Here is a 25437-nt window from a genome sequence, read left to right on the forward strand (position 1 = left end):
CCGGAGGTGAGGGTACGGGCCGAGGATTACAGGGGTGTCTCCGCACCCGAGCGTCAGGGGTTAAGGCGACCGCACAGGGCGTGACGTGCGGATGTGAGCGCAGGGCCTGGTCAGAGGCTGTCTTTACGCGGCTCCAGGATCGCCACGCACTCCACGTGATGCGTCACCGGGAACAGGTCGAACGCCCGGAGCCGCCGCGGCGCATAGCCCGCCTCGCGGAAGTAGGTGAGGTCGCGGGCCAGGGCCGCCGGGTCGCAGGCGACGTAGGCGATGCGGCGGGGGCCGAGGGAGGCCAGGCGGGCCACGGTCTCCTTGCCCGCGCCGGCGCGGGGCGGGTCCAGGACGATCAGGTCGGCCTCGGTGATGCCGGTGCGGGGCAGGACCTGCTCGACCTTGCCGTGCTCGATGCGGACCCGGTCCAGGTCCTGGAGGTTGTGGCGGGCGTCCTCGACCGCGCGCTTGCCGGACTCGATGCCCAGCACCGCGCCGCGTTCGCCGACCCGCTCGGCGAGGGCGCCCGCGAAGAGGCCGACGCCGCAGTACAGGTCGAGGGCCATCTCGCCCTTGCGCGGCATCAGGCCCTGCATGACGGCCTCGACGAGCAGATCCGCGGCCTTGGGGTGGACCTGCCAGAAGCCGCCCTCGCCGACCCGCCAGGTGCGGCCGGCGGCGCGCTCGCGGACGAAGGGGCGGCCGTGGACCCGGTGCACCGGGCGGGTGCCCTCGCGGCTCTGGGGCTCGCCCAGCCGGAGCACGGAGACCGGCCGGTCCAGCTCCACCAGCGGGAGCCGGCCGCCGGGGCGCGGGGTGAGGACGACCTGGCGGTCGGAGGAGCCCGTGGCGGCGATCGCCTCCACGGTCGCGATCTGCGGCCATTCGCGCTTCTCGACGCCGAGCTCGGTGACGCCGGGGGCGGCGATCAGGCAGTGGTCGACGGGCTCGACCTCGTGCGAGCGGTGGCGGCGCAGCCCCGGCCGCCCCTGCTCGTCCACCGCGTACTGCACGCGGGTGCGCCAGGCCGGGACCTCGCCCCGGGCGACCTTGTCGCCGGGGGCGGGCTCGACGGTGCCGTCCCAGCGGGCCTCCTCGGGGGTCAGCCCGGCGAGCCGGCTCAGCTGCTCGGTGATGACCTCCGCCTTCAGCCGGCGCTGGGCGCCCGGGGCCGCGTGCTGCCAGTCGCAGCCGCCGCACCGGCCGGGGCCGGAGAACGGGCAGGGGGCCTCGACCCGGTCCTTGGACGCCTCCAGCACCCGTACGGCGTCGGCGCGCAGGAAGCGCGAGTCCGTCTCGCCCTCGGTCACCCGGGCCACCACGCGCTCGCCGGGCAGCGCGTGCCGGACGAACAGCACCCGGCCCTCGGCGGTGCGGGCGACGCAGTGGCCGCCGTGCGCGACCGGCCCGACCTCGACCTCGTACTCCTCGCCGACCAGCGACGCCTTGGGTTCACGGTGCATGGCGGCTCGGCTCCAGGTGCGGTTGGGGGTGGTGGGGCTGCCGTGGACGAGAGCGCCCACCGGTCAGCCCACCAGTCTAGGCCCTCGGCTGCCCGCCGCCGACCGGCCGCTCCTCCGCCGCCGCCTGCCGGCTCGGCGTGCTGTCGGCCTTTGCCTTGTCGCCCTTGGGCGGCCCCACCGGGCCACGCCGCACCGCGCCCGGCGCATGCCACTCGGCCCGCTTGCGGGCGCGTTTGCGGGCCAGCTCCGAGGAGTCCAGCTGCCAGGGCACGGACGTCACCATGACGCCCGGGGTGAACAGCAGCCGGCCCTTGAGCCGCAGCGCGCTCTGGTTGTGCAGCAGATGCTCGTACCAGCGGCCGACCACGTACTCCGGGATATAGATCGAGATCACGTCGCGGGGGCTCTCCAGGCGCAGGCTCTTGACGTATTCGATGGCCGGCCGGGTGATCTCGCGGTAGGGCGAGTCGAGGATCTTGAGGGGGACGTCTATGCCGCGCTCGGTCCACTCCTCCTGCAGCGCCTTGGTCTCGGCCGGGTCCACGCTGATGCTCAGCGCCTCCAGCTTGTGGGAGCGCATCAGCTTGGCGTAGGCCAGGGCGCGCAGCGTCGGCTTGTGGATCTTGGAGACGAGGACGATGGAGTGCACCCGGGAGGGGCGCACGGTCTCGGACTCGTCTTCCTCGTACGCCGACAGCTCGCCCGAGACGCTGTCGTAGTGGCGGCGGATCGCGGTCATCAGGACGTAGAAGACGACCATGCCCAGCAGGGCGACCCAGGCGCCGTGGGTGAACTTGGTCAGCAGCACCACGGCCAGCACCAGGCCGGTGAAGAAGGCGCCGAAGGTGTTGATCGCGCGCGAGCGGAGCATCCGGCGGCGCACCGCCGGGTCCTGCTCGGTCCGCAGATGGCGGTTCCAGTGCCGCACCATGCCGGTCTGGCTGAGCGTGAAGGAGACGAAGACGCCGACGATGTAGAGCTGGATCAGCCGGGTCGAGTCCGCGCCGTAGATGTAGACCAGGATGGCGGCGGCGCCGGCGAGCAGCACGATGCCGTTGGAGAAGGCGAGCCGGTCGCCGCGGGTGTGCAGCTGGCGCGGGAGGTAGCGGTCCTGGGCGAGGATCGAGCCGAGCAGCGGGAAGCCGTTGTACGCGGTGTTGGCGGCCAGGAACAGCACCAGCGCGGTAGCCGCGGCCAGCACCACGAACAGCAGCGAGCCGTCACCGAAGACGGCCGCCGCGACCTGGGTGATCACCGGGTCCTGGGTGTAGTGCTCGCCGAGCGCCACGCCCTTGTTCAGCAGGTCCTTGGCCGGGTCCTCGGCCATCTTCACATCGGTGGCCATCGCGAGGGCGATGATCCCGCAGAACATGGTGACGGCGAGGCCGCCCATCAGCGCCAGCGTGGTGGCGGCGTTCCGGCTCTTGGGCTTGCGGAAGGCGGGCACGCCGTTGCTGATCGCCTCGACGCCGGTGAGCGCGGCACAGCCGTCGGAGAAGGCCCGCAGCAGCAGGAAGACCAGCGCGAACCCGGCGAGCCCGGTGTGCTCGGCCTTGATCTCAAAGCCGGCGGTGGGCGCCTTCATGGAGTCGCCGAGGACCAGCCCGCGGTAGGCGCCCCAGGCGATCATGATGAAGACGCCGGCGACGAACACATAGGTGGGGATCGCGAACAGCTTGCCGGACTCGCGCACGCCCCGCAGGTTCATCAGGGTCAGCAGCAAGATGATGCCGATCGCGCACAGGGTCTTGTGCTCGACGAAGAAGGGGACCGCGGATCCCAGGTTCTCCACGCCCGAGGAGATCGACACCGCCACGGTCAGGACGTAGTCGACGAGCAGGGCGCTCGCGACGGTCAGCCCCGCCCGGGAGCCGAGGTTGGTGGTGGCGACCTCGTAGTCCCCGCCGCCGCTGGGATAGGCGTGCACGTTCTGGCGGTACGAGGCGACCACCGTGAACATCAGCACGATGATCGCGACCGTGATCCAGGGGCTGTAGTGATAGCCCGACGCACCCGCCACCGACAGAACGATCATCACCTGCCCTGGCGCATACGCGACGGAGGACAGCGGGTCGGAGGCGAAGACGGGGAGCGCGATGCGCTTGGGGAGGAGCGTTTCTCCCAGCTTGTCGCTGCGCAGCGCCCGCCCGATGAGGATCCGTTTAGGAACGTCGGTCAGTTTGGACACGGAGAGGATCGTAAGCGGTAGCCCGGGCCGCCGCCCACCCCGCCCGAGGCATGACGGCGGGACCCGGTGAACCCGTTTACTGCCCGCGCCACCACGCCGCGAGCGAACCCCACCGGCGGCGCTGGGCCGCCCGCGCGGACTGGCCGGGCGGGTCGGACTCGGCCGGTGCGGTCTGCGGAGACCCGTGGGGCTCCGCCGGGGCCGCCGCCGGGGCGGGCGCGGAAACCGCCGCGGGGACGGCTGCGGCCGTGGGCCGGGCCGTGACGGGGAAGCGGACGGGCAGCGCCGCGAGCGCGCGGTGGAAGGGGCCGGTGCGCCAGGCCAGCTGGTCGACCGGAACGGCCAGTTCCATGTCCGGGAGCCGGTCGAGAAGCTTCTCGATGGCCACCGAGGCGATCACCCGCGCCGGGCTCTCGGCCGGGCAGCGGTGGGCGCCGATGCTCCAGGCGAGGTGGGCGCGGTTGCCGAGCCGGCCGTCGGAGGTCAGCTCGGGGTCGGTGTTGGCGGCGGCGTAGCTGGTGAGGATCGGCTCGCCCTGGCGGATCCGCAGGCCCGCGAGGTCCAGGTCCTGGCGGGCGAACCGGGTCCCGAAGTTGGCCAGCGGGGGGTCGGTCCACAGGACCTCGTCGATGGCGTCCTGGACGGGCAGGCTGCCCCCAGAGAGCTCACCGGCGAACCGGTCGTCGGAGAGCAGCAGCCGCAGCGCGTTGGCGATCAGGTTCAGCTGGGGCTCGGTTCCGGCGGCCAGGATCAGCATGAGCTGCTGCAGCAGTTCGTCGTCCGCCAGCCGGGAGGGGTGGGCGAGCATCCAGGAGGTGATGTCGGCCGCGGGCCGCCGGCGCTTGGCGGCGATCAGGCTCGCCATGTAGTCCAGCAGCTCCTGGTTGGCCTCGGCCGCGTCCTCGCCGCTGTCGAAGAGCCTCGCCATGGTGCCGACGAGGCGCAGCCCGTGTTCGGCGGGGTAGCCGAAGAGCTCGTTGAAGACGAGCAGCGGGATGGCCGCCGCGTAGTCGGCGAGCAGGTCCGCTTCGCCCCGGTCGGCGAACGCGTTGATCAGCGTGTCGGCGCTGCGCTCGACGTATTCGCTCAGCGCGTACGGGTCCAGCCGGGTGAGGCTGTCCGTGATGGCCCCGCGCAGCCGGGCATGCGCCTCGCCGTCGTTGAACAGGGCGTTGGGCCGGTACATCATCATCGGGCCCACCGGGCAGTCCGGCGGGATCCGTCCCTCGTTCAGCGCGCGCCAGCCGCGGGGGTCCTTGGCGAACCGCTCGGTGTCGCGCAGCACCTCGAGCGCGAGGGAGTAGCTGGTGATCAGGTACGCCTCGACGCCGGGGGACAGCTCGACCGGGGCGATGGGCCCGTACTGCCGCAGCCGCTCGTAGAAGAGGTGCGGATCGGCGGCGAACTCGGGTCCGTACAGGGGCAGGCCCTGGGCGGCGGGGCGGGCGGGTCCCCCGAAGCGGGCTTGGCCCGCATGCGCGGGGCAGCCCGGCGGCGGTACGACTCCGACTCCGGCCTCGGTGTCGGGGCGGTACCCGACTGCGGCCGTGGTGTCGGGGCGGTAGGTCACGCATGCTCCTGGGAGGGTGGGGCCTGGCGGTTCTGCAGATACTGCACGAGGGCGATCAGGGCGTGGGTCGAGGAGATCCGGTCCCGGGCGTCGCAGGTGACCAGCGGGGTCTCCGGCAGCAGGTCGAGCGCTTCCCTGACCTCCGCCTCGGCGAACCGCGGCGCTCCCTCGAAGTGGTTGACGGCGACCGCGTACGGCAGGCCGTGCTCCTCCAGGATGGCCATCACCGGGAAGGACTGATCGAGCCGCCGGGTGTCGGCGAGGACCAGGGCGCCCAGGGCTCCGCGCGTCATGTCCTGCCACAGCCGGGTGAAACGCTGCTGTCCGGGGGCGCCGAACAGATACAGGACCAGCGTGTCGCTCAGGGTGAGGCGGCCGAAGTCCATGGCCACGGTGGTGGTCGTCTTGTCCTCGATCCCCTCGAGGTCGTCGACGAGCGCACCGGCCTGGGTCATCGTCTCCTCGGTGCGCAGCGGCTTGATCTCCGACAGCGAGCCGACGTAGGTGGTCTTGCCGACCGCGAAGTGCCCGACGACCAGCAGTTTCACCGCTGTTCGGACGGTCTGCGGCAGATAGACCGCTCCCTCAGAGGCGAGCGCGGAGTCCATCGAGCACCTCCTGCAGAAGCTGGATGTCGGGCAGCTCGGCCGTGGGGATGGGCGACCGCGTGGTGATGTGGCCGCTGTCCACGAGGTCGCCGAGCAGAACCTTGGTGACGCTGACCGGCAGCTGCAGATACCCGGCGACCTCGGCGACCGAGAGGGCGCCGCCGAGGCACAGCTCCATCAGCCGGCGCTTCTCCGGGCTGAGGCCGGCGAGCGGCCGGTCCGGATGCGCCATGACCAGCGTCACCAGGTCGAAGGTGTTGCGGGTCGGATAGGCACGGCCGTCGGTCACGACATACGGCCGTACCAGTCCTCGTTCGCGCCTGGCCGGGGTCATGCCGGGCTGCCGATGCCCTGTCGGGTGGTGCCCTGGCGGGGCGGGCTGGTCAGCTCCTTGCCGAGCCGGTCGACCAGCTTCTGCATCCGGTAGCTGACCGCCTCCATGTCCACGTTCTCGGTGGCGGAGACCGCGAGATAGGCGCCGGGGCCGGCGGCGATCAGGAAGACATAGCCGCCGACGAACTCGATGAGCGTCTGCTGCCAAGGGGTCTCGTCGTCCGGGTCGCAGAACTCGGCGGTGGAGCGGCTGATCGACTGAAGACCGGAGAGCGCCGCGGCCTGGCGCTCCGCCTCGTCCCGCGCGATGCCCTCGGAGTGCGCCCGCAGCATCCCGTCCGCCGAGAGCAGGATCGCGTGGCGCGCCTCCGGCATCTTCACGACCTCGTCGAGCATCCAGCCCAGCTCGTTGTTTATGTGGTCGTTCATGCCTGGCGATTCCCTTCTTCGGTTTGGGGGGCGGCGTCCTGGTGACCGGAACGGCCCGAGCGGGTGCCGCGTGCGAAGGCACCCATGCGCTGGGCCGTCTCCTCGGCCGAACGGACGCGGTGCGAGCCGGTGTCGGGCTCCGGGGTGGCCGTGGGCCAGTCGTCCGCCGACTGCTGAACGGTGGGCTGCCGCCGACGGCGCTTGGGCAGTCCGCCGGCCGTCGAGCCGTACGTACGTGACGCTTCATCGATCGCCGACGGATGGGTCAGCGCGGAGGGCGCCTGGTCCGCCGGGGCGGGCGCGGCCTGCTGGGGAGCGGGCTGCTGGGGCACGCCCTGCTGGGGCGCGGCCTGCTGATGGGGGATCTGCCCCACGGCGGGCTCGGTCCGGCGGGCGGAGCGGGTCTTGCGGGTCGGAAGGGAGGGGAGGGTGTGCAGACCCGAATCCAGGCCCGACTGCTGGGGCTCCTGCGGTACGGCCTGCCGGTTGCCCGGCTCCTCGGCGTCGACGTGGGTGAGCAGCGCGGTGGGCAGGAAGAGCACGGCGCGCACACCGCCGTACGGGGACCTGGTGTCCACGGAGACGCTGAAGCCGTACCGCGCGGCGAGCAGGCCGATGACGGCGAAGCCGAACTGCGGCGGGTCGCCGAGCCGGGCGACGTCCACGGCGCGCTCTCCGGACAGCAGCGTGGCGGCGCGCTGCACCTCCAGGCCGTCCATGCCGACGCCGGCGTCGTCGATCACGATGACCGCGCCGTTGTGCACCGGCTGCAGGCTGACCTCGACGTTGGTGTTGGGCTGCGAGTGGCGCGCGGCGTTGTCCAGCAGCTCCGCGACGGCGAGCACGACCGGCTCCACCGCGCGGCTCATCACGGCGACGTCGACCAGGGCGTGCACCTGGACCCGGCGGTAGTCACGGATCCGGGACTTGGCGCCCCGTACCACGTCGGTCAGCGGAGAGGAGACCCGCTGGCGGCCGGGCCAGGAGCCGCAGAGCACGGCGATGGCCTGGGCGCGGCGGCCGAACTGGGAGTTGGCGTGGTCGATCTCCAGGAGGTCCCGGAGCACATCGGGGTTGTCGTGCCGGTCCTGCATCTGGGAGATCGACAGCTGCTGCTCGTTTGCCAGACCCTGGATGGCGCGCATCGACGCCTTGAGCGCCGCCTTCGCCGAGGCGTCGGCCCTCGCCTGCGCCTTGTCCACCGCGCGGGTGAACAGTTCCACGACTCCGTGAAGACTCTGCGCGAAGGCGGTGCCGGCCAGCCTTTCGTCCCTCAGCCCGGGCAGCTGCGAGGGCTGGTTGATGGCGTCCGCGATGACCGGAAGGCGCATCTCGACGAGGTGTTGGAGCTCTTCGTCGCGCGACTTCAGGCTTTCCTCAAGCGTGGCGTTACGCCTGCGCACGCCGGCGGTGATCGTTCGCTGGCGCATCAGCAGGACGAAGACGACGAGCAGGACAACACCCAGGCACCAGCTCACCGCCTCCCATATGTGATCTGTCATCAGAAACCTCGTGCCAGGAGAACGCGGGCGCGGACGATTCAGTGCCCTGATGTCCCGTCCGGAAACGGAATACGGCGATCATCTTAGCCACGCCCGTGTCTTGGCGCCCGATGCCCGTAACAACATTCGAACTGTCAGGGCACCATTGCCAATTCTGGTGAAGATCCCATGAAGATCGGGAAGGCCGCGGGGAGATGGCGTCCCCTCAGTCCGGGGCAAAAACGACCACGCCGCCATCTTGCCGCGATGAGGCCACGCCGCGCGCTCCGGCGACCGGCGACACGCCGACGGGAAGAGCGGCCGCAGCGCGCCGGGACCGCTTCCGCACCACCGGAACGTTCGCAAGCGGCGTTCGCCGTTCCGGGGCGCCGCCGCCCCCTTGTACACCGTACGGCGCCAGCTCTCCACCCGGACCTGAGCAGGGGACTCGGGCCCGTCACACAAGTGCGGATACGGTGGTGACAGACGCCGTGGCGGACAGCCTTCCGCTGCCCCGCGGCCTCGACAACGGGGCCCCTACCCCGCTGTCGCCCCGTAGGCCTGGAAGGAAGATGTGAGCAGGGTGTTTGTGCGGTTCAGCACGGTAATGAGGAGTGCGGGGTAGTCGCATGCATATCGTGATCATGGGCTGCGGCCGGGTGGGTGCGGCACTCGCCCAGACCCTGGAGCGACAGGGACATACCGTCGCCGTCGTCGACCAGGACCCGACCGCCTTCCGCCGCCTCGGCGCCGGCTTCGGCGGACGCCGGGTGACCGGCGTCGGCTTCGACCAGGACACCCTGCGCGAGGCGGGCATCGAGGAGGCCGGCGCCTTCGCCGCGGTCAGCAGCGGCGACAACTCCAACATCATCGCGGCCCGGGTGGCGCGCGAGATGTTCGGCATCGAGAACGTCGCGGCCCGTATCTACGACCCCCGCCGCGCCGAGGTCTACCAGCGGCTCGGCATCCCCACCGTGGCCACCGTGCGCTGGACCGCGGACCAGATGCTGCGGCGGCTGCTGCCGTCCGGCGCGGAGCCGCTGTGGCGCGACCCCAGCGGCGGAGTGCAGCTCGCCGAGGTGCACACCTCCCCCGCCTGGGTGGGCCACAAGGTCAGCAAGCTGCAGGAGGAGACCGGCGTGCGCGTCGCGTTCCTCACCCGGCTCGGCGAGGCGATGCTGCCGACCTCGGAGACGGTGCTGCAGGAGGGCGACCTGGTGCACGTGATGATGCGCACCGACGAGGTGGAGAAGGTCGAGGCGGCGTTCGATGAGGGACCCGAGGAGGCCGGACGGTGAGCAGGGGGCACCTCCCAGCGGTGGCTGGGGAAGTACGCACGGCGGCCGGGCCGAAAGCGAAAGCCGCACCTTTGCTCCGTGCGGGCGACGGTGCCCGCGGCGGAGCCGCTGATGTGACGAGCAGCCGCTGGCGCGGCGGGGCGAACGAGGAGGCGCTGTGAGGGTTGCCATCGCTGGAGCGGGCGCCGTGGGGCGTTCCATCGCGAGCGAGCTGCTGGAGAACGGGCACGAGGTGCTGCTCATCGACAAGGCGCCGACGGCCATCTCCGTGGAGCGGGTGCCGCAGGCCGAGTGGCTGCTCGCCGACGCCTGCGAGATCACCTCGCTGGACGAGGCCGCGCTGCAGCGCTGCAACGTGGCGATCGCGGCGACCGGTGACGACAAGGTCAACCTGGTCGTCTCGCTGCTCGCGAAGACCGAGTACGGGGTGCCGAGGGTGGTCGCCCGGGTCAACAATCCCAAGAACGAATGGCTGTTCAACGAGGCGTGGGGCGTCGATGTCGCGGTCTCCACGCCACGGCTGATGTCGGCGCTGGTCGAGGAGGCGGTGAGCGTCGGCGACCTGGTGCGGCTGCTGCGCTTCAGCCACGGCGACGCCAACCTGGTGGAGCTGACGCTGCCGCCGGAGGCGGCGCTGGCCGGCACCCGGGTCGGGGACGTGGAGTGGCCGGAGGACACCTCGCTGGTCACCATCATCCGCGGCACCCGCGTCCTGACGCCGAGCAAGGACGACGTCCTGGAGGCGGGCGACGAGCTGCTGTTCGTCGCGGCCCAGGCCCGCGAGGAACAGCTGGAGGAACTGCTGTCCGTCCAGCGCGCGGACGCCTCCTAGCGCTCTCCTGGCGCCCGTACGCCTCCTGGCGCCCGTACGCGACACAAAAGCGCCGGGCGGGCCACATCGGCCCACCCGGCGCTTTGTCGGTCTCTCAGAGGCCTCTCGGGGGCCTCTCAGGGGCCTCTCAGGGGCGCGGCGGATAGCGCCGGTCCGCGGACTCCTGCTGGGCCTCGCTGACGATCTGGTCGGTCCACTCCGCCAGCAGCGGATCGCCGATCTTCTGGGCCTGGGCCTGCGCCTCGGCCTCGGCGGCCTTCGCCCGCTCCCGCTCGCGCTCCGCCTTCTCCTCCGCCTCCATCTCCGCGATGACGTCGATCGGCGGCGGGGCCTTGGCCAGGAATATCCACGTCAGATAGACGGCCAGCAGGAACGGCGGAATGCCGAGCGCGACCTTGACCCAGCCGAGCTGGGTGGCGTCGCCCCACCAGTACAGCGGGAAGAGGATCGCCGACTTGGCGAGCAGGATCAGCCCCCAGGCCCAGGTGGACTTGGTGTACGCGCGGAACCGGCCGGGGTTGCGGGTGCGCCAGGAGAGGTTCTCCTTGAGCATCGGCCCGAGCAGCACGCCGATCAGCGGATAGCGGAAGATCGCCGAGAGCACGTAGGCGATGGCCAGGCCCAGGGTGTAGAGCATGCCCGGCAGATAGAAGTTCTTCGCGTCGCCGGACATCATCGCGAAGATCGCGCCGAAGGCGACCCCGAAGACCCCGCTGAAGGCGTGCTTCAGGGTCTCCTTGCGGATCAGCCGCGCCAGCGCGAGGAGCACCGTGAGCCCCAGCGACGCCAGGGCCGCGAGATGGATATCGCGCTTGATCGTGTAGAACAGGACGAAGACCAGCCCGGGGACGGTGGTGTCCACCATGCCCCGTACCCCGCCGAACGCCTCCAGGAGCGCGGTGTCCGCCGCCGCTCTGCTCTGCGCGGCGGCCGCGGAATCCTCTTCGGTCGCCGTCGGCTCGTCGTCTCTCGTCACCGGCTATTCCTGTCCGAGCGGTCGGAGTTCGTACTTGGGGTTGAACAGCACCCGGCGTCCGTGGCTCATGGAGATCCGGCCGGTGGCGATCAGCTTGCGGCCCGGCTCGATCCCGAGGATGGAGCGCCGGCCCAGCCACACCACGTCCAGAGCGGCGGTGCCGTCGAAGAGCTCCGCCTCCAGGGCCGGCACCCCGGCCCGGGGCCGCAGCGTGACGGTGCGCAGTGTACCGGTCACCTTGACTATCTGCCGGTCGCCGCATTCGCCGATCTTGGTGCAGCCGGCGGCCTCGGCGTCCTGCTGCAGCTCCGCGGAGTGAAGCTCCTCCTGGGAGCTCGACAGCCGGTCCAGCATCCTCCGGAATCGGCCGGCCGGCTTATCGGATTTGCCAGGGGGCTCGTCTACGGCACTCATACGGCCAGCGTACCGGGGAGCCCTCACGGGGTCGCCGCCCGAACCGGCGCTCAGCACCCGAACCGGCGCTCAGCGCTCGAACCGGCGCTCAGCGCTCGAAGCGGTAGCCCATGCCCGGCTCGGTGACGAAGTGGCGCGGATGCGAGGGGTCGGCCTCCAGCTTGCGGCGCAGCTGGGCCATATAGACCCGCAGATAGTTGGTCTCGGTGCCGTACGAGGGGCCCCAGACCTCCTGCAGCAGCTGCTTCTGGCTGACCAGCCGGCCCGTGTTGCGGACCAGGACTTCCAGCAGATGCCATTCGGTGGGCGTCAGCCGGACGTCCACGCCGCCGCGGTTGACCTTCTTGGCTGCCAGGTCGACCGTAAACCCGTCGGTCTCCACGACCGCGCCGCCGTCGGCCGCCCCGACGGGCTCGGCCCGACGGACGGCGGCGCGCAGCCGGGCCAGCAGCTCGTCCATGCCGAAGGGCTTGGTGACGTAGTCGTCGGCCCCGGCGTCCAGGGCCTCGACCTTCTCGTCCGAGGTCTGGCGGGCCGAGAGGACGAGGATCGGGACCCGGGTCCAGCCCCGCAGCCCCTTGATCACCTCGACACCGTCCATATCGGGCAGGCCCAGGTCGAGTACGACCACGTCGGGGTGGCGGGTGGCGGCGAGCCGCAGGGCGGTGGCGCCGTCGGAGGCGGCGTCGACCTCGTATTTGCGCGCCTTCAGGTTGATCACGAGCGCGCGCACGATCTGCGGCTCGTCGTCCACCACGAGCACCCGGTTCATCTGACGGCCTGCCTTTTCGCTTGTGTCTGGTCCATAGTCGCTGATCACGAAGTGACCTGGGCGGGCAGCGGGGAGCTGACCGGCTCGCGGCCGGCGGCGGCCCGCAGGGTGAGCACCATGGTCATCCCGCCGCCGGGGGTGTCCTCGGCGGCCAGCCGGCCGCCCATCGCCTCCACGAAGCCACGGGCGACCGCGAGCCCGAGGCCGACCCCCGCGCCGCGCGGGGCGTCGCCGTACCGCTGGAACGGCTCGAAGATGCGGTCCTTGGCGCTGTCGGGGACGCCGGGGCCGCGGTCGGCGACCCGCAGCTCGACGCGGTCGCCCAGGGCGCTGGCGGACACCAGGACGGGCAGGCCGTCCGGGCTGTACTTCACGGCGTTCTCCACGATGTTGGCGACGCTGCGCTCCAGCAGGCCGGGGTCGACCGCGACCATCGGAAGCTCCTCGGGGATCTCGAGGCTGACGCAGGTCTCCGGGACGCCGACCAGGGCCATCGGGACCACCTCGTCGAGGTCGATCTCGCGGATCAGCGGCGTGACGGTGCCGGTCTGCAGCCGGGACATGTCGAGGAGGTTGCCGACCAGGTGGTCGAGGCGGTCGGCGCCCTTCTCGATGCCCTCCAGGAGCTCGGCCTCGTCCTCGGGCGACCAGGCGACGTCGTCGGAGCGCAGCGAGGACACGGCCGCCTTGATGGCCGCGAGGGGGGTGCGCAGATCGTGGCTGACGGCGGCCAGCAGCGCGGTGCGGATGCGGTTGCCCTCGGCCAGGTCCCGGGCCCGCTCGGCCTCCAGGGCCAGCCGCTGCCGGTCCAGGACCACGGCGGCCTGGGCGGCGAAGGCGGCGAGCACCCGGCGGTCCTCGGCGGGCAGCACCCGGCCGGAGAGCGCGAGCGCCATGTGGTCGCCGACCGGCACGTCGACGTCCGCGTCCTCGGGCCGCTCGGGCAGCGGCGCTCCCCCGTTGCCGCCGACGCTGCCCGCGCAGGTCCAGGGGGCGACATCGCTCTCCCGCTCCAGGAGCGCCACCGAGTCCATGCCGAAGGTCTCGCGGACCCGCTCCAAAAGCGCCTCCAGACTGGTCTCGCCGCGCAGCACGCTGCCGGCGAGGAAGGACAGCACCTCGGATTCGGCGCGCAGCCGGGCGGCCTGGTGGGTGCGGCGCGCGGCGAGGTCCACGACGGAGGCCACACAGACGGCCACGGCCACGAAGACCGCGATGGCGACGATGTTCTGGGGGTCGGCGATGGTGAGGGTGTGGGTGGGCGGGGTGAAGTAGTAGTTCAGCAGCAGCGAGCCGACGGCCGCCGAGGCGAGGGCCGGCAGCAGCCCGCCGAGCAGCGCCGCGACCACGGTGAGGAACAGGAACAGCAGCACCTCGTTGGCGAAGCCCGGTCCGCCGTCGGTGGCCAGCGCGCCGCCCGAGTGGGTCAGCAGCAGGGTGAGCAGCACCGGCCCGGCGACCCCGGTCAGCCAGCCCGCGATCAGCCGGGCGCGGCCGAGCCGGGCGCCGCGCGCGACCGGCAGACCGCGGCCCTTGGCGACCTCGTCGTGGGTGACGATGTGGACGTCGAGGTCGGGCCCGGAGTCACGGGCGACCGTGGCGCCCACACCGGGCCCGAAGATGTACTGCCAGGTCTTGCGGCGGCTGGAGCCGAGCACGATCTGGGTGGCGTTGACCCCGCGTGCGAAGTCCAGCAGCGCACGGGGGATGTCCTCCCCGATGACGTGGTGGAAGGTGCCGCCCAGGTCCTCGACGAGGGTGCGCTGGAGAGCGAGCTCTTTGGGCGAGACGGAAGTCAGGCCGAGGCCGTCGCTGCGGGCGACATAGACGGCCAGGACCTCGCTGCCTGAGCCCTTGGCCGCCATCCGGGCGGCGCGGCGGATCAGGGTGCGCCCCTCGGGGCCGCCGGTGATGCCCACGACGATGCGCTCGCGGGCCTGCCAGGTGGAGCGGATGCTGTGCTCGGAGCGGTACTGCTGGAGGTATTCGTCGACCCGGTCCGCCGTCCACAGCAGGGCCAGCTCGCGCAGCGCGGTGAGGTTGCCGGGCCGGAAGTAGTTGGACAGCGCGGCGTCGACCTTGTCCGGCTTGTAGATGTTGCCGTGCGCCATCCGGCGGCGCAGCGCCTGGGGCGACATGTCGACCAGCTCGATCTGGTCGGCGCGGCGGACGACCTCGTCGGGCACGGTCTCCCGCTGCCGTACCCCCGTTATCGACTCCACCACGTCGCCCAGCGACTCCAGATGCTGGATGTTGAGGTTGGAAACAACATCAATGCCCGCCCGCAGCAGCTCCTCGACGTCCTGCCAGCGCTTGGCGTTCCGGCAGCCGGGAACGTTGGTGTGGGCGAGTTCGTCGACGAGGACGACGGCGGGGCGGCGGGCCAGGACCGCGTCCACGTCCATCTCCGTGAACTGGGCACCGCGGTACTCCATCTCCCGGCGGGGCACCTCCTCGAGGCCGCGCAGCATCACCTGGGTGCGCGGCCTGCCGTGGTGCTCGACGAATCCGACGACGAGGTCGGTGCCCCGCTCGACCCGCCGGTGGCCCTCGGACAGCATGGCGTACGTCTTGCCGACGCCCGGCGCCGCGCCGAGGTAGATACGAAGCTTCCCGCGTCCCATGGTCTCATTTTCCCCGTTGGGCGTTTTCTTGAGGAAACCTGCCGTCCGGCCGCTTTCGATCGCCGTTGACGGCTCTCTGACGGCTGTGACCACGCTCTTGACGCTTCTTTTACGCCCCCCTGGCTTGCGGAGCAAAAAGCCGGTGAGCCGCACTCCGAGGGAGGGAGTGCGGCCCACCGGCGCCGCTGGCGTCAGGCTTTGCCGACGACCTGGATCAGCCGGATGCCAGCGAGCAGCCCGCCAGGGCGTCAAGACCAGAGGGGGCGGTCGCGCCCTGGCGGGAGATCGAGATGCGGATGCGGTCGATGGTCGAGGTGCGCTTGTCCTTCAGCGGGCCGAGGATCGCGTTCTGGACGAAGTTCGGCCCACCCTGGCCCACGGACGAGGCCAGCCGCTTGTTGGCCTCGTTGATCTGCGTCTGGAGCAGCGCGATATTGCGGTCCACCTCCGCCTGGGCGGCGGCGGGCACCGCGCCGACCTTCGAGGCGACGTCCGGGCAGCTGATCGACTGCCCGGTCCCGGTGCCGGCCCCGGCGTCCGAGCCCGCGCCGTCCTCCGCCCCGGAGCCCGGATCCGTGGGCTCGGCGGTGCCCGGAGCGGTCGCGGGGGGCTCCGCCGCGCCGCCTGAGCCCGCGTCGGAGCCCTGCCCGGCGCCACCCTGCCCGGCGCCCGCGTCACCGCCCAGGGAGCACTCGGCGAGCGCGTCGAGGCCCTGTGGCTTCTCGGCCTGGCGGCCGATGGAGATCGCGATCCGGTCCAGGGTGGACTTCCGCTTGTCCGCCAGCGGGCCGAGGATCGCGTTCTGGACGAAGTTCGGCCCACCCTCGCCCGCGGACGAGGCCAGCCGCTTGTTGGCCTCGTCGATCTGCGTCTGGAGCAGTGCCAGGTTGCGGTCCACCTCGGCCTTGGCCTTGGCGGGGATCTCGGGCAGGGAGCCCGTCACATCGGGGCAGCTGATGGTGGACGCCGCTTTGGTGCTCGCATCGCTGCTCGATCCCGAGCCGTCCTGCCCGGCCATGGCGGCTCCCACCGCGACAGCCGCACAGGTAACACCGCCGATGGCACCGACAACCAGGACGCGCCGACGGTGCAGTAACGGAAGGCCACGGGACATCTGATCACCTCGTGAGGTCACAAACAGCAACGGTCTACTGGTGGCGCCCCGTCCTGCCCCTGCTCCGGGTCGCGCAAGGTCTCGCGCCCATCAGTACGGGCCGGGTGACAGCTGTGTTCAATGTGCCTCAAGAAAAAATCCGCCCGTGCAAAGCCGCCGCGGAAAGAGCGGGAAGAGCTGCGGAAAGAGCGGGAAGAGCCGCCGCCAGGAGCGGCGTCCGGAAAGCCCGAGGGGCCCGGGAGACTGGCTCCCGGGCCCCTCGGACTCGGCCGGCGACAGCGCCGGCGCGCGGCGCGCGTGCGCTCAGCGCACCTCGCTGATCTCCGGCCCGCGCTGCAGCCGATCGGCGCCGCCCGCGAACCGCGAGCCCTGCGCCTCCTCCTGCTGCACCCCGTCGGGCACCATCTGCGCATCGTCCGGCAGCTTGAGGACGATCGGGTCGCGCGGGGCCATCGGGCCCTCGCCGCGCACCACGACCGTGTCCCGGAAAATCGCTTCCAGCAGGCTGCCGGTCTCGGGCTGCACCGCGCCCTGCCCGGAGATCACCCCGCGCAGGAACCAGCGCGGCCCGTCCACACCGACGAAGCGGACCACCTGCACGCCGTTCTTGCCGTCCGGCAGCTGCACCGGCACCTGGGCGCGCAGCTCCCAGCCGAGCGGGCCCTCGACCTCGTCGACGACCCCACCCTGCTGGGTGATGCCGGTCGCGATCTCGTCGCGCACCTCGCCCCAGATGCCTTCCTTCTTGGGCGCGGCGAACCCCTGGAGCTGGACGGCGCTGTCCCGCAGCACCACGGTCGCGGCGACGATCGCGTCACCCGCGACCTCCACCCGCAGCTCCATGCCCTCGACACCGGGCACGAACAGGCCGCCCAGGTCCACTCGGCCCTCGCCGGGCTGACGCACCTCGGACACGTCCCACGGCCCTTCGGGGCGCGGCGCCGGGGGCAGGCTCACCCGCTCGGCGACAGCGTCCTCCTCGGGGTCCGCGGCAGCACCCGCATCCTCGGCGCTTTCGCCGTTCTCGGCCAACTCCTCGGAGGCCACGTCGAGCGGCTCGACGTCCTCCTTGCTGCGCTTGCGGCGACGTCCGAACACGTCATCGTCCTTCCCGGTCGGAACCGACCGAAGCGTACCTATTCCCACCCGATGCCCTACCCGTTGAACCGTCCACTGCGGCATGACCGCCGGTGGACCCGAAGCCCCCGTCGGCCCGCGCCGAACCGGGAAGCTCCGCCACCTCGTGGAAGCGCACCTTCTCGACCTGCTGGACGATCAGTTGGGCGACCCGGTCGTAGCGCTCGAACCGCACACTCTCGCGTGGATCCAGGTTGACCACGATCACCTTGATTTCTCCACGGTACCCGGCATCGATGGTCCCGGGCGCATTCACCATGGCGACCCCGCAGCGGGCGGCCAGTCCGGACCTCGGATGCACGAAGGCGGCATACCCGTCCGGGAGCGCGATAGACACTCCGGTCGGCAGTACCGCGCGCTCACCGGGGGCGAGCTCGGCCGCCTCGGTGGTGACGAGGTCGGCGCCGGCGTCGCCGGGATGGGCGTACGCCGGGATCGGCACCTCGGGGTGCACCCGGCGGATCAACACATCTACGGGCGTCACAGTCACTGCATCCCCTTCGTTCGCCCCGCCGCGCCAGCGGCTGCTCGTGACATCAGCGGCTCCGCCGCGGGCACTGTCGCCCGCGAGGCGCAAAGTGCTGCTTGCGTAGCCCCCTGCGGCCCGGCGGCCTCGCCTGCGTCCCTCACGCCATCCCCTTCGCCCGTGCCTTTGTTCGCTTCGTTCGCCATGCGTCGCTCACGGATTCACCTCGAACGCGCGCGCGACCTTCACCTGGTCCGGATCGGCGAGCGCCGCGTCGATCTCCTCCGAACGGCCGTTCTTGATGAAGTGGTCGACCTTGACCTCTATGAAGAGCGCGTCGGCCCGCACCGCGACCGGGCCCTCCGGGCCGCCCATCCGGCCGGTGGCCGTGCAGTAGATCTTGCGCCCGTACACCGCCGTCACCCGCGCGTCCAGGTGCAGCACGGTGCCCACGGGCACGGGCCGGAGGAAGTCCGTCTCCAGCCGTCCGGTCACCGCGATGACCCGCTGCAGCCAGTTGAGCGCCCCCAGCGCCTCGTCCAGCGCCGCGGTCAGCACCCCGCCGTGGGCCAGGCCCGGCGCCCCCTGGTGGCCGGTGCGCACGGTGAACTCGGCCGTGACGCTCACGCCGTCGCCCGCCCGGGGTTCGAGGCCGAGACCGTGCTCCTGGCCGCAGCCGAAGCACGCCTCGTAGTGCGCGCCGAGGACGCCCCCGGGCGCGGGGGCGTCGGGGTGCCGCACGGGTGCCCTGGCGCCGTCCGGCGGCTTCAACGCGGTCTGTACTCCACTCACATCGGCTGACCTTACCCGCGCGGGAAGCGCCGGTCGGCGGCCATGCCAAGCTTGGCACCATGCAGCCTTACGAAGAACGCCTGACCGCACCCCGTTCATGGTGGTTCATCGCATTTCTGGTCGGGGTCGCGGGGGCACTGATCATGCTGCCGTTCGGGACGCTGCCGATGCTCGGCGGTCTGATCGGCGGGGCGGCGGCCGCCGCGGTCGTGGTGAGCTCCTACGGTTCGGTGCGGGTCCGGGTGGTGGCGGGCTCACTGGTCGCCGGTGAGGCGAAGATCCCGGTGTCGGCGCTGGGGACGGCCGAGGTGCTGGACCGCGACGAGGCGGCCGCCTGGCGCACCTACAAGGCCGATCCGCGGGCGTTCATGCTGCTGCGCAGCTACATCCCGACCGCGCTGCGGGTGGAGGTCACCGATCCGCAGGACCCGACCCCGTACGTCTACGTCTCGACCCGCGACCCCGAGGCCCTGTCCGCCGCTCTCTCGGCCGTACGGGCCCAGTAACCGCCCGACCCCCACCGGCTCGGTGGGTCAGGCCTCCAGCGGCGGAAGCGCGCCCCAGGGCACCTGCCGGGCGCGCAGATCCTTGCGGATCTTCCGGGCGAGCTTCTTGGTGTCGCGCCGGTTCATCGCGGCGCCCACGGTGGCGCCGATCATGAAGGGCGCGAGGTTCGGCAGATTGCGGAAGCTGCGCTTGAGGACCTGCTGGCGCAGCTCACGCTTCGCTTGAACGCCGAGCGCGGCGTTCACACTCGCCGGGACGGCGGCGGCGTCGATGCCGCGCTCCTCGGCCCATGACCCGAGATAGGCGATGGCGCGCTGCCGGCCGGTGCCGGGCGCGCGCACCCCGTAGACCTCATGGAGCTCGGCGATGAGCTTGATCTCTATCGAGGCGACGCCGATGATCTCGGCGGCCAGCTCGGTGGGCATGGCGGGCGGGGCCGGCAGCATCGCCGCGGCGCCAACGCCCGCGCCCACGGTGGAGGTGCCGTTTGCGGCACCGGCCACCAGTTTGTCCGCGATCTCTTCCGGGCCGAGCCCGGGGAACTGCTTGCGCAGCGCGGCGAGGTCGCGGACCGGAATCCGCGGAGCGTTCGCGACGATCCGATCGGCGACCGCGTAGACCCCCGCTCTAGCGCGCTCGCCTCCCTTACGGGCACCTCGGCCGACAGCGGCCGCGAGCGAGGCCAGCCGGCCTCGCTCGACGTGCGCCTCGGTCACGTCGCCGTGCCCCGCATCCACGCCGGACCCGCGGCTTACGCCGCGCAGTCGCGGCAGATCGGCTGGCCGTTCTTGGTCTCGTTGGCCAGCTGGCTGCGGTGGTGCACAAGGAAGCAGCTCATGCAGGTGAACTCGTCGGCCTGGCGGGGCAGGACCCGCACGGACAGCTCCTCGTTGGAGAGGTCCGCGCCGGGCAGTTCCAAGCCCTCGGCCTGTTCGAACTCATCCACGTCGACGGTCGACGCGGACTTGTCGTTCCGCCGGGCCTTCAGCTCCTCAATGCTGTCCTCGTTGACATCGTCGTCGGTCTTGCGTGGGGTGTCGTAATCCGTTGCCATGTCGCTCTCCCCCTCTGGGTGTCTGCGGTGTCTCCAGCGCACGTAACGCGTGAGAGGCCGGACTTGTGCCCGACCCGAGGCGGAGATTTTGCCTCACATCAAGGTCTGTTACTCAATCGACACCCAACCGCACCCCTGAAGAGGTGATCGGCTTGGATGGCGATCGGGACCGTACACGGTCCGAATGTCGCACTCACATGCGCCCTCACGTGTACTTCCCGTGATCACGGCCTCCGGAAACCCGGACTTTCCCGGCTTTCCACCAGTCGTGACGATCACACAGAGTATATGGCTTGAAATTCGTCCATGTGATCGATCACACAGGATACAGGTGGGGGTCGGATCGCCAAAATTCCTCCCAAAGCGAACAGGGAACCTCCCAGCGATAGCTGGGGGAGCTGCGGCTGCGTCCCGGAACTTCTCCTCGGCCTCAGCCGACTCTCAGCTGGTCTTCAACCAGGGGCGCCTGCAGCCTGGCGCCCCAGCCAATATCAGACCGGGAGCACGACCCGCATCACCAGGCCGCCGCCGTCCCTCGGCTCGGCGGTGATCCGACCGCCGTGCGCGCGGGCCACGGAGCGGGCGATCGACAGGCCGAGCCCGACGCCCTTGTCGCTGCCCGTGCGCTCGGTGCGCAGCCTGCGGAAGGGCTCGAAGATGTTGTCCAGCTCGTACGCGGGGACCACCGGCCCGGTATTCGCCACCACCAGCACCGCCTGTCCCGCCCCCTCCTGCACCTCCGTGGTCACCTCGACCCAACCGCCCTGAGGGATGTTGTACCGCACCGCGTTCTGGATGAGGTTCAGCGCGATCCGCTCCAGCAGCACGCCATTGCCCTGGACCACCGCGGACTGCCGCACCCCGCGCACCGCCACGCCCTTGTCCTGCGCCTCCGTACGGACCTGCTCCAGCGCCTGGGAGGCGACCTCGGCGAGATCCACGGGCTTGCGGTCGACGATCTCGTTGTCGCTGCGGGCGAGCAGCAAGAGGCCCTCCACCAGTTGCTCGCTGCGCTCGTTGGTGGCCAGCAGCGTCTTGCCGAGCTGGGCCAGGTCAGGGGACGCCTGCGGATCGGAGAGCTGCACCTCCAGCAGGGTCCGGTTGATCGCCAGCGGAGTGCGCAGCTCATGCGAGGCGTTGGCCACGAACCGCTGCTGGGCGGTGAACGCGCGGTCCAGGCGCTCCAGCATCTCGTCGAAGGTGTCGGCCAGCTCCTTCAGCTCGTCGTCCGGGCCGTCCAGCTTGATCCGGCGGGACAGGTCCGAACCCGCCACCTGGCGTGCGGTGCGGGTGATCCGGCCGAGCGGCGAGAGCACCCGCCCGGCCATGGCGTAGCCGAACGCGAAGGCCACCACGGCCAGGCCCAGCAGCGCCAGCAGCGACCGGCGCAGCAGGGCGTCGAGGGCGAGGGCGCGCTGGTGGTTCATGCAATTCGCCACCGCCTGGTTGAACAGCGTGGTGCTGGACTGGCTGGGCAGCTCACAGGTGGGGTCGGTGAGGCTGTAGTCCATCTTGACGATCTGGAACGGGAGCTTGCTGCTCCCCTGCAGGACGTCCGCCGCCAGCAGATAGATGATCGTCAGCAGCACCACGCCGGCGATCAGGAACATCCCGCCGTACAGCAGGGTCAGCCGTATCCGGATCGTGGGCCGCAGCCAGGGACGCGGGCTCGACACCGGCCGCGGGTCCCAGCTGGGCTTGGGTGGTGCGGTGGGCGGAATCGGGGTCGTGGCCATGCCCGATCAGATCCGGTAGCCGGAGCCGGGCACCGTGACGATCACCGCGGGCTCGCCGAGCTTGCGGCGCAGCGTCATGACAGTGACCCGGACCACGTTGGTGAACGGGTCGGTGTTCTCGTCCCACGCCTTCTCCAGCAGCTGCTCGGCGGAGACGACGGCGCCCTCGCTGCGCATCAGCACCTCGAGCACCGCGAACTCCTTGGGCGCCAGCTGGACCTCCCGGCCGTCCCGGAAGACCTCACGGCGGTTGGGGTCCAGCTTGATCCCGGAGCGCTCCAACACCGGCGGCAGGGCGACCGTGGTGCGGCGGCCGAGCGCCCGTACGCGGGCGATCAGCTCGCTGAAGGCGAAGGGCTTGGGCAGATAGTCGTCCGCGCCGATCTCCAACCCCTCGACGCGGTCGCTGACGTCGCCGGAGGCGGTCAGCATCAGCACCCGGGTGGGCATGCCGAGCTCGACGAGCTTGCGGCACACATCGTCGCCGTGGACCAGCGGAAGGTCCCGGTCGAGGACGACCACGTCGTAGTCGTTGACCGCGATGCGCTCCAAGGCGGCGGCCCCGTCGTACACGACGTCGACGGCCATGGCCTCCCGGCGCAGTCCGGTGGCCACCGCATCGGCGAGCAGCTGCTCGTCCTCGACGACGAGTACACGCACGTTCGTGGGTCCTTCCCTTGGGTGCCTTACGGGCGACATGGAATGCCCGGCGGGCTCGATCCGGCCGGACTCGATCGGCGCCCGGCGTCTCCATCCTGCCTCGAAGGCTCATAAACCGGCGGTAAGGGGGATCCGGAAGGGTCTGCTCAAGATTCTTTTTGTGCGGAGGTTTCCCCTCACAGAGCGATGGGGAGGACGACTGCACACCCCGATCACGCCCTGTATGTGGCATCCCACAAGCATCTCTGTCACCAGCAGGGACCACGCACGTGATCGTCCCGCCCCGGCACACCCCCGTGCCACCGACCCACGATGAGGGGGCGCACATGGACGCGTTCACCGCAGGCATTCTGCAGCGTATAGAGACCACCCAGTCCGATCTCACTCGCGCCCGTGAGACGGGCGACGACTACCTTGCCGATGTCGAGCTGTCGGAGCTCGAAGACCTGCGTCGGCTTGCCGCCGAGCACGGCGTGGAGGTCGGCGCGATCGCCTGACGGCGATCTCCCGGCACCCGCGCTCAGCAACTTTGCGACGCCCCGGCTGCCCTTGCGGCACCGGGGCGTCGTGCTGCGTTCAGACCGCGTTCAACGGGTCTGAACGCCCGGACGGGCGCCTGTACGGGCAGCCGTACGGGCGTCACAGGATCAGTCGTGCCAGGCGCCCAGGTCCTCCAGGAGCTCCTGCAGCGGCTCGAAGAGGCCAGGGGGCGCGGCGATGATGAGCTCGCCCGAGGCCGCGATCCCCGGCCGCCCGCCGGTCAGCGCGCCCGCCTCGCGAGCTATCAGCGCACCGGCCGCGTAGTCCCACGGATTCAGCCCACGCTCGTAGTAGCCGTTGAGCCGGCCGCACGCCACATCGCACAGATCGATGGCAGCCGACCCGCCGCGCCGGATGTCGCGCACCTTGGGCACCAGGGAGCGGACCACCTCGGCCTGGCCGATGCGCCGCTCGGTGCGGTAGCCGAAGCCGGTGCCCACGAGCGCCTGATCCAGCACGGGCGCGGGACGGCAGCGCACCCGCTCCCCCCGCTCCTGCCCCTCGGCTACGAGGTACGCACCCCCGCCGAGCACCGCGTGGTACGTCTCGCGGCGCATCGGGGCCGTCACCACGCCCACGACCGTCTCGCCGTCCCGCTCGGCGGCGATGCTCACCGCCCAGGCCGGCAGGCCGTAGAGGTAGTTGACCGTGCCGTCGAGCGGGTCGATCACCCAGCGCACCCCACTGCTGCCCTCGGTGCTCGCGCCCTCCTCCCCCAACACGCCGTCGTCGGGGCGGCGGTCGGAGAGGAAGTCCGTGATCAGCTTCTCGGCGGCCAGGTCCATCTCGGTGACCACGTCGATGGGGCTGGTCTTGGTGGCGGCCACGCCGAGGTCGGCCGGGCGGCCGTCACGGAGCAGGTCTCCCGCCCGGCGGGCGGCCTCCAGGGCGACGTCGAGGAGTTCGGTCGTGAGCGGGTCGGTCATCGTGCTCCTTAAAGGCATGCGGGCGGACGGCACTGTGTCCCCCGCTCAATCTTGGCGCGCTTCAATGTGCGGGCTTCCCTCGTCTCCAGCTCGCTCCTTCGTCGCTGCGCGGCTCCTCGGTCCAGCCCGCACAGGGCGCCAAGACACGCTCGCCACGACGTTGGCGGGCCGGTGCTCGAGGCTCGGCTCCCAGGGGCGGTGCGGTCGTGCGCTCAGTCCTCGCCCGCGGCGGCGGGCCGCGGCGCCCGGGCCGGGCAGCAGCCCGCCGGGCAGAGGTCGTGGCTCGGGCCGAGCGCGCCCAGCGCGCAGCGCGTCGGCGCGGCCGCCTCCCGGCCGGCGGCGAAGCGCTCGGCGGCCGCGCGCTCCAGGACCAGATCGCGCACCGCGGCCGCGAAGCGCGGGTCCGCGCCCACCGTCGAGGCGCGCGCGACCGGCAGCCCCAGCTCCTCGGCCTTGGCCGCCGCCTCCGTGTCGAGGTCGTACTTGACCTCCATGTGGTCCGAGACGAAGCCGATCGGGATCATCACGGCGGCGGGGGCGCCCGCGCCGTGCAGCTCCTCCAGGTGGTCGCAGATGTCCGGCTCCAGCCACGGGATGTGCGGGGCGCCGCTGCGCGACTGGTAGACGAGGCGCCAGGGGTGCTCCACACCGGTTTCCTCGCGCACCGCGTCGGCGATCAGCCGGGCCACGTCCAGGTGCTGGGCGACATACGCGCCGCCGTCCCCATGGCCCTGGGGCGGGCCGGAGGTGTCGGCGGCGGCGGTCGGGATGGAGTGCGTGGTGAAGGCGAGGTGCGCCCCGGCGCGTACGGCCTCGGGCAGCTCGGCGAGCGCGGCGAGCGTCGCGTCGACCATGGGCCGGACGAAGCCGGGGTGGTTGAAGTAGTGCCGCAGCTTGTCGACGCGCGGCGTCTCCAGGCCCTCCGCCTCGAGCGCGGTCAGCGCGTCGGCAAGGTTCTCGCGGTACTGGCGGCAGCCGGAGTACGAGGCGTACGCGCTGGTGGCCAGCACCAGCACGCGGCGGTGGCCGTCGGCGGCCATCTCGCGCAGGGTGTCGGTCAGATAGGGCGCCCAGTTGCGGTTGCCCCAGTAGACCGGCAGGTCGAGGCCGTGCTCGGCGAAGTCCTTGCGCAGCGCCTGGAGCAGCTCGCGGTTCTGCCCGTTGATCGGGCTGACGCCGCCGAAGAGGAAGTAGTGCCGGCCCACCTCCTTCAGCCGCTCCCGGGGGATGCCGCGGCCACGCGTCACGTTCTCCAGAAACGGCACCACGTCCTCGGGGCCCTCCGGGCCGCCGAAGGAGAGCAGCAGCAGGGCGTCGTACGGAGCGGAAGATCGAGCGGGGGATGGCTGGGCTGGCTGTTCCGGCATGCCTCCGATCCTGCCACCCGGCACTGACGGGCGGGAAATGGACCTGCGCAGCCCTGTGGATGGCCGTAATCTGTCTCGGCGCCTACGTTCCTTACCGGCTTGACCGCTTATCCGCTCACCTGCCCATCACCCCTGTCACCCCTGGCACCCCTGCCAGGA

At 71.4% G+C, this 25437-nt stretch carries 25 protein-coding genes; 4 read left to right on the forward strand and 21 right to left on the reverse strand.

The annotated features are described in order from the left end of the window. Positions 1 to 110 precede the first annotated feature (110 nt). The 7 genes from ACH4U7_RS17880 to ACH4U7_RS17910 all read right to left on the reverse strand — a co-directional run bounded on the left by ACH4U7_RS17880 (position 111) and on the right by ACH4U7_RS17910 (position 8084). On the reverse strand, positions 111 to 1454 hold the full coding sequence (locus ACH4U7_RS17880) for a class I SAM-dependent RNA methyltransferase (protein ID WP_398528963.1): 1344 nt from the start codon (positions 1452 to 1454) through the stop codon (positions 111 to 113). A gap of 76 nt (positions 1455 to 1530) precedes the next feature. After that, on the reverse strand, positions 1531 to 3642 hold the full coding sequence (locus tag ACH4U7_RS17885; protein WP_398528836.1) for an APC family permease: 2112 nt from the start codon (positions 3640 to 3642) through the stop codon (positions 1531 to 1533). Positions 3643 to 3718: 76 nt separating this feature from the next. Then, positions 3719 to 5212 (reverse strand): cytochrome P450, encoded by a 1494-nt coding sequence (locus ACH4U7_RS17890; protein ID WP_398528837.1) that lies wholly within the window; start codon positions 5210 to 5212, stop codon positions 3719 to 3721. Beyond that, entirely contained in the window at positions 5209 to 5820 is a 612-nt protein-coding gene (locus ACH4U7_RS17895) for a GTP-binding protein (RefSeq protein WP_398528838.1), read from the reverse strand. Before ACH4U7_RS17895 ends, ACH4U7_RS17890 begins: the two co-directional genes overlap by 4 nt. After that, positions 5798 to 6154 (reverse strand): DUF742 domain-containing protein, encoded by a 357-nt coding sequence (locus ACH4U7_RS17900; RefSeq protein WP_089508596.1) that lies wholly within the window; start codon positions 6152 to 6154, stop codon positions 5798 to 5800. The genes ACH4U7_RS17895 and ACH4U7_RS17900 overlap by 23 nt, the downstream gene beginning before the upstream one ends. Beyond that, positions 6151 to 6582 carry a roadblock/LC7 domain-containing protein gene (locus ACH4U7_RS17905; protein ID WP_014175850.1) on the reverse strand — a complete coding sequence of 144 codons (432 nt, stop codon included), beginning with the start codon at positions 6580 to 6582 and terminating at the stop codon, positions 6151 to 6153. The genes ACH4U7_RS17900 and ACH4U7_RS17905 overlap by 4 nt, the downstream gene beginning before the upstream one ends. Beyond that, entirely contained in the window at positions 6579 to 8084 is a 1506-nt protein-coding gene (locus ACH4U7_RS17910; RefSeq protein ID WP_398528839.1) for an ATP-binding protein, read from the reverse strand. The genes ACH4U7_RS17905 and ACH4U7_RS17910 overlap by 4 nt, the downstream gene beginning before the upstream one ends. A 608-nt stretch (positions 8085 to 8692) precedes the next feature. Between ACH4U7_RS17910 and ACH4U7_RS17915 the strand changes: the two genes are divergently transcribed. Both ACH4U7_RS17915 and ACH4U7_RS17920 read left to right on the forward strand, forming a co-directional pair. Next, positions 8693 to 9361 (forward strand): TrkA family potassium uptake protein, encoded by a 669-nt coding sequence (locus ACH4U7_RS17915; protein WP_014175852.1) that lies wholly within the window; start codon positions 8693 to 8695, stop codon positions 9359 to 9361. Between the two features lie 157 nt (positions 9362 to 9518). Next, positions 9519 to 10193, forward strand: a complete 675-nt coding sequence (locus ACH4U7_RS17920; protein ID WP_385629204.1) for a potassium channel family protein — start codon at positions 9519 to 9521, stop codon at positions 10191 to 10193. Positions 10194 to 10320: 127 nt separating this feature from the next. Here the strand turns inward: ACH4U7_RS17920 and ACH4U7_RS17925 are convergent, their stop codons facing one another. From ACH4U7_RS17925 to ACH4U7_RS17960, 8 genes are all read right to left on the reverse strand, one after another. Further along, complete coding sequence (locus tag ACH4U7_RS17925) at positions 10321 to 11169, reverse strand: DUF3159 domain-containing protein (protein ID WP_398528840.1); 849 nt, start codon at positions 11167 to 11169, stop codon at positions 10321 to 10323. Positions 11170 to 11172: 3 nt separating this feature from the next. Further along, the gene (locus ACH4U7_RS17930; RefSeq protein WP_398528841.1) at positions 11173 to 11583 is read right to left on the reverse strand and encodes an OB-fold nucleic acid binding domain-containing protein; all 411 of its coding nucleotides are present in this window, start codon (positions 11581 to 11583) and stop codon (positions 11173 to 11175) included. An 88-nt stretch (positions 11584 to 11671) separates the two neighbouring features. Then, positions 11672 to 12355, reverse strand: coding sequence for a response regulator (locus ACH4U7_RS17935; protein ID WP_398528842.1), 684 nt, complete (start codon positions 12353 to 12355; stop codon positions 11672 to 11674). Between the two features lie 44 nt (positions 12356 to 12399). Then, complete coding sequence (locus ACH4U7_RS17940; RefSeq protein ID WP_398528843.1) at positions 12400 to 14979, reverse strand: DUF4118 domain-containing protein; 2580 nt, start codon at positions 14977 to 14979, stop codon at positions 12400 to 12402. A 214-nt stretch (positions 14980 to 15193) separates the two neighbouring features. After that, positions 15194 to 16093 (reverse strand): hypothetical protein, encoded by a 900-nt coding sequence (locus ACH4U7_RS17945; protein WP_398528844.1) that lies wholly within the window; start codon positions 16091 to 16093, stop codon positions 15194 to 15196. Positions 16094 to 16396: 303 nt separating this feature from the next. Beyond that, positions 16397 to 17191, reverse strand: a complete 795-nt coding sequence (locus ACH4U7_RS17950) for a DUF3710 domain-containing protein (protein ID WP_398528845.1) — start codon at positions 17189 to 17191, stop codon at positions 16397 to 16399. Position 17192: 1 nt separating this feature from the next. Beyond that, positions 17193 to 17720: a dUTP diphosphatase gene (gene dut / locus ACH4U7_RS17955; RefSeq protein ID WP_385629189.1), complete on the reverse strand. Its 528-nt coding sequence runs from the start codon at positions 17718 to 17720 to the stop codon at positions 17193 to 17195. A 189-nt stretch (positions 17721 to 17909) separates the two neighbouring features. Continuing rightward, on the reverse strand, positions 17910 to 18488 hold the full coding sequence (locus tag ACH4U7_RS17960; protein WP_398528846.1) for a PaaI family thioesterase: 579 nt from the start codon (positions 18486 to 18488) through the stop codon (positions 17910 to 17912). 59 nt (positions 18489 to 18547) lie between these two features. On the opposite strand from ACH4U7_RS17960, the gene ACH4U7_RS17965 reads away from it, so the two are divergent. Then, positions 18548 to 18994: a DUF3093 domain-containing protein gene (locus tag ACH4U7_RS17965; protein WP_398528847.1), complete on the forward strand. Its 447-nt coding sequence runs from the start codon at positions 18548 to 18550 to the stop codon at positions 18992 to 18994. A gap of 27 nt (positions 18995 to 19021) precedes the next feature. On the opposite strand, the gene ACH4U7_RS17970 is transcribed toward ACH4U7_RS17965, so the two are convergent. The 4 genes from ACH4U7_RS17970 to ACH4U7_RS17985 all read right to left on the reverse strand — a co-directional run bounded on the left by ACH4U7_RS17970 (position 19022) and on the right by ACH4U7_RS17985 (position 22445). Next, a complete protein-coding gene (locus ACH4U7_RS17970; protein WP_398528848.1) occupies positions 19022 to 19732 on the reverse strand; it encodes a hypothetical protein in 711 nt (236 codons plus the stop codon). 14 nt (positions 19733 to 19746) lie between these two features. After that, positions 19747 to 20049: a DUF4193 domain-containing protein gene (locus ACH4U7_RS17975; protein WP_014175864.1), complete on the reverse strand. Its 303-nt coding sequence runs from the start codon at positions 20047 to 20049 to the stop codon at positions 19747 to 19749. Between the two features lie 491 nt (positions 20050 to 20540). Beyond that, entirely contained in the window at positions 20541 to 21785 is a 1245-nt protein-coding gene (locus ACH4U7_RS17980) for a sensor histidine kinase (protein WP_398528849.1), read from the reverse strand. Positions 21786 to 21791: 6 nt separating this feature from the next. Further along, positions 21792 to 22445 (reverse strand): response regulator transcription factor, encoded by a 654-nt coding sequence (locus tag ACH4U7_RS17985; protein ID WP_089508583.1) that lies wholly within the window; start codon positions 22443 to 22445, stop codon positions 21792 to 21794. A 326-nt stretch (positions 22446 to 22771) separates the two neighbouring features. Here ACH4U7_RS17985 and ACH4U7_RS17990 point away from each other — a divergent pair, with 326 nt between their 5' ends. Further along, entirely contained in the window at positions 22772 to 22942 is a 171-nt protein-coding gene (locus ACH4U7_RS17990) for a hypothetical protein (protein WP_179285212.1), read from the forward strand. Positions 22943 to 23092: 150 nt separating this feature from the next. On the opposite strand, the gene ACH4U7_RS17995 is transcribed toward ACH4U7_RS17990, so the two are convergent. Together ACH4U7_RS17995 and ACH4U7_RS18000 are read right to left on the reverse strand one after the other, a co-directional pair. Continuing rightward, positions 23093 to 23911 carry an inositol monophosphatase family protein gene (locus tag ACH4U7_RS17995; protein ID WP_398528850.1) on the reverse strand — a complete coding sequence of 273 codons (819 nt, stop codon included), beginning with the start codon at positions 23909 to 23911 and terminating at the stop codon, positions 23093 to 23095. 212 nt (positions 23912 to 24123) lie between these two features. After that, the gene (locus ACH4U7_RS18000) at positions 24124 to 25278 is read right to left on the reverse strand and encodes a ferrochelatase (RefSeq protein ID WP_398528851.1); all 1155 of its coding nucleotides are present in this window, start codon (positions 25276 to 25278) and stop codon (positions 24124 to 24126) included. Between the last annotated feature and the right edge of the window lie 159 nt (positions 25279 to 25437).

This window comes from Streptomyces sp. NPDC020845 (assembly GCF_044334165.1).
Lineage (GTDB): Bacteria > Actinomycetota > Actinomycetes > Streptomycetales > Streptomycetaceae > Streptomyces.

Excerpts from the sequence above, each read along its gene's own strand:
- ACH4U7_RS17880 (WP_398528963.1), bottom strand. The coding sequence starts at position 1,454 with ATGCACCGTGAACCCAAGGCGTCGCTGGTCGGCGAGGAGTACGAGGTC.
- ACH4U7_RS17940 (WP_398528843.1), bottom strand. The coding sequence starts at position 14,979 with ATGGGACGCGGGAAGCTTCGTATCTACCTCGGCGCGGCGCCGGGCGTC.
- ACH4U7_RS17990 (WP_179285212.1), top strand. The coding sequence starts at position 22,772 with ATGGACGCGTTCACCGCAGGCATTCTGCAGCGTATAGAGACCACCCAG.
- ACH4U7_RS17930 (WP_398528841.1), bottom strand. The coding sequence starts at position 11,583 with ATGAGTGCCGTAGACGAGCCCCCTGGCAAATCCGATAAGCCGGCCGGC.
- ACH4U7_RS17910 (WP_398528839.1), bottom strand. The coding sequence starts at position 8,084 with ATGACAGATCACATATGGGAGGCGGTGAGCTGGTGCCTGGGTGTTGTC.
- ACH4U7_RS17995 (WP_398528850.1), bottom strand. The coding sequence starts at position 23,911 with ATGACCGACCCGCTCACGACCGAACTCCTCGACGTCGCCCTGGAGGCC.
- ACH4U7_RS17900 (WP_089508596.1), bottom strand. The coding sequence starts at position 6,154 with ATGACCCCGGCCAGGCGCGAACGAGGACTGGTACGGCCGTATGTCGTG.
- ACH4U7_RS17905 (WP_014175850.1), bottom strand. The coding sequence starts at position 6,582 with ATGAACGACCACATAAACAACGAGCTGGGCTGGATGCTCGACGAGGTC.
- ACH4U7_RS18000 (WP_398528851.1), bottom strand. The coding sequence starts at position 25,278 with ATGCCGGAACAGCCAGCCCAGCCATCCCCCGCTCGATCTTCCGCTCCG.
- ACH4U7_RS17965 (WP_398528847.1), top strand. The coding sequence starts at position 18,548 with ATGCAGCCTTACGAAGAACGCCTGACCGCACCCCGTTCATGGTGGTTC.
- ACH4U7_RS17975 (WP_014175864.1), bottom strand. The coding sequence starts at position 20,049 with ATGGCAACGGATTACGACACCCCACGCAAGACCGACGACGATGTCAAC.
- ACH4U7_RS17935 (WP_398528842.1), bottom strand. The coding sequence starts at position 12,355 with ATGAACCGGGTGCTCGTGGTGGACGACGAGCCGCAGATCGTGCGCGCG.
- ACH4U7_RS17945 (WP_398528844.1), bottom strand. The coding sequence starts at position 16,093 with ATGTCCCGTGGCCTTCCGTTACTGCACCGTCGGCGCGTCCTGGTTGTC.
- ACH4U7_RS17895 (WP_398528838.1), bottom strand. The coding sequence starts at position 5,820 with ATGGACTCCGCGCTCGCCTCTGAGGGAGCGGTCTATCTGCCGCAGACC.
- ACH4U7_RS17915 (WP_014175852.1), top strand. The coding sequence starts at position 8,693 with ATGCATATCGTGATCATGGGCTGCGGCCGGGTGGGTGCGGCACTCGCC.
- ACH4U7_RS17980 (WP_398528849.1), bottom strand. The coding sequence starts at position 21,785 with ATGGCCACGACCCCGATTCCGCCCACCGCACCACCCAAGCCCAGCTGG.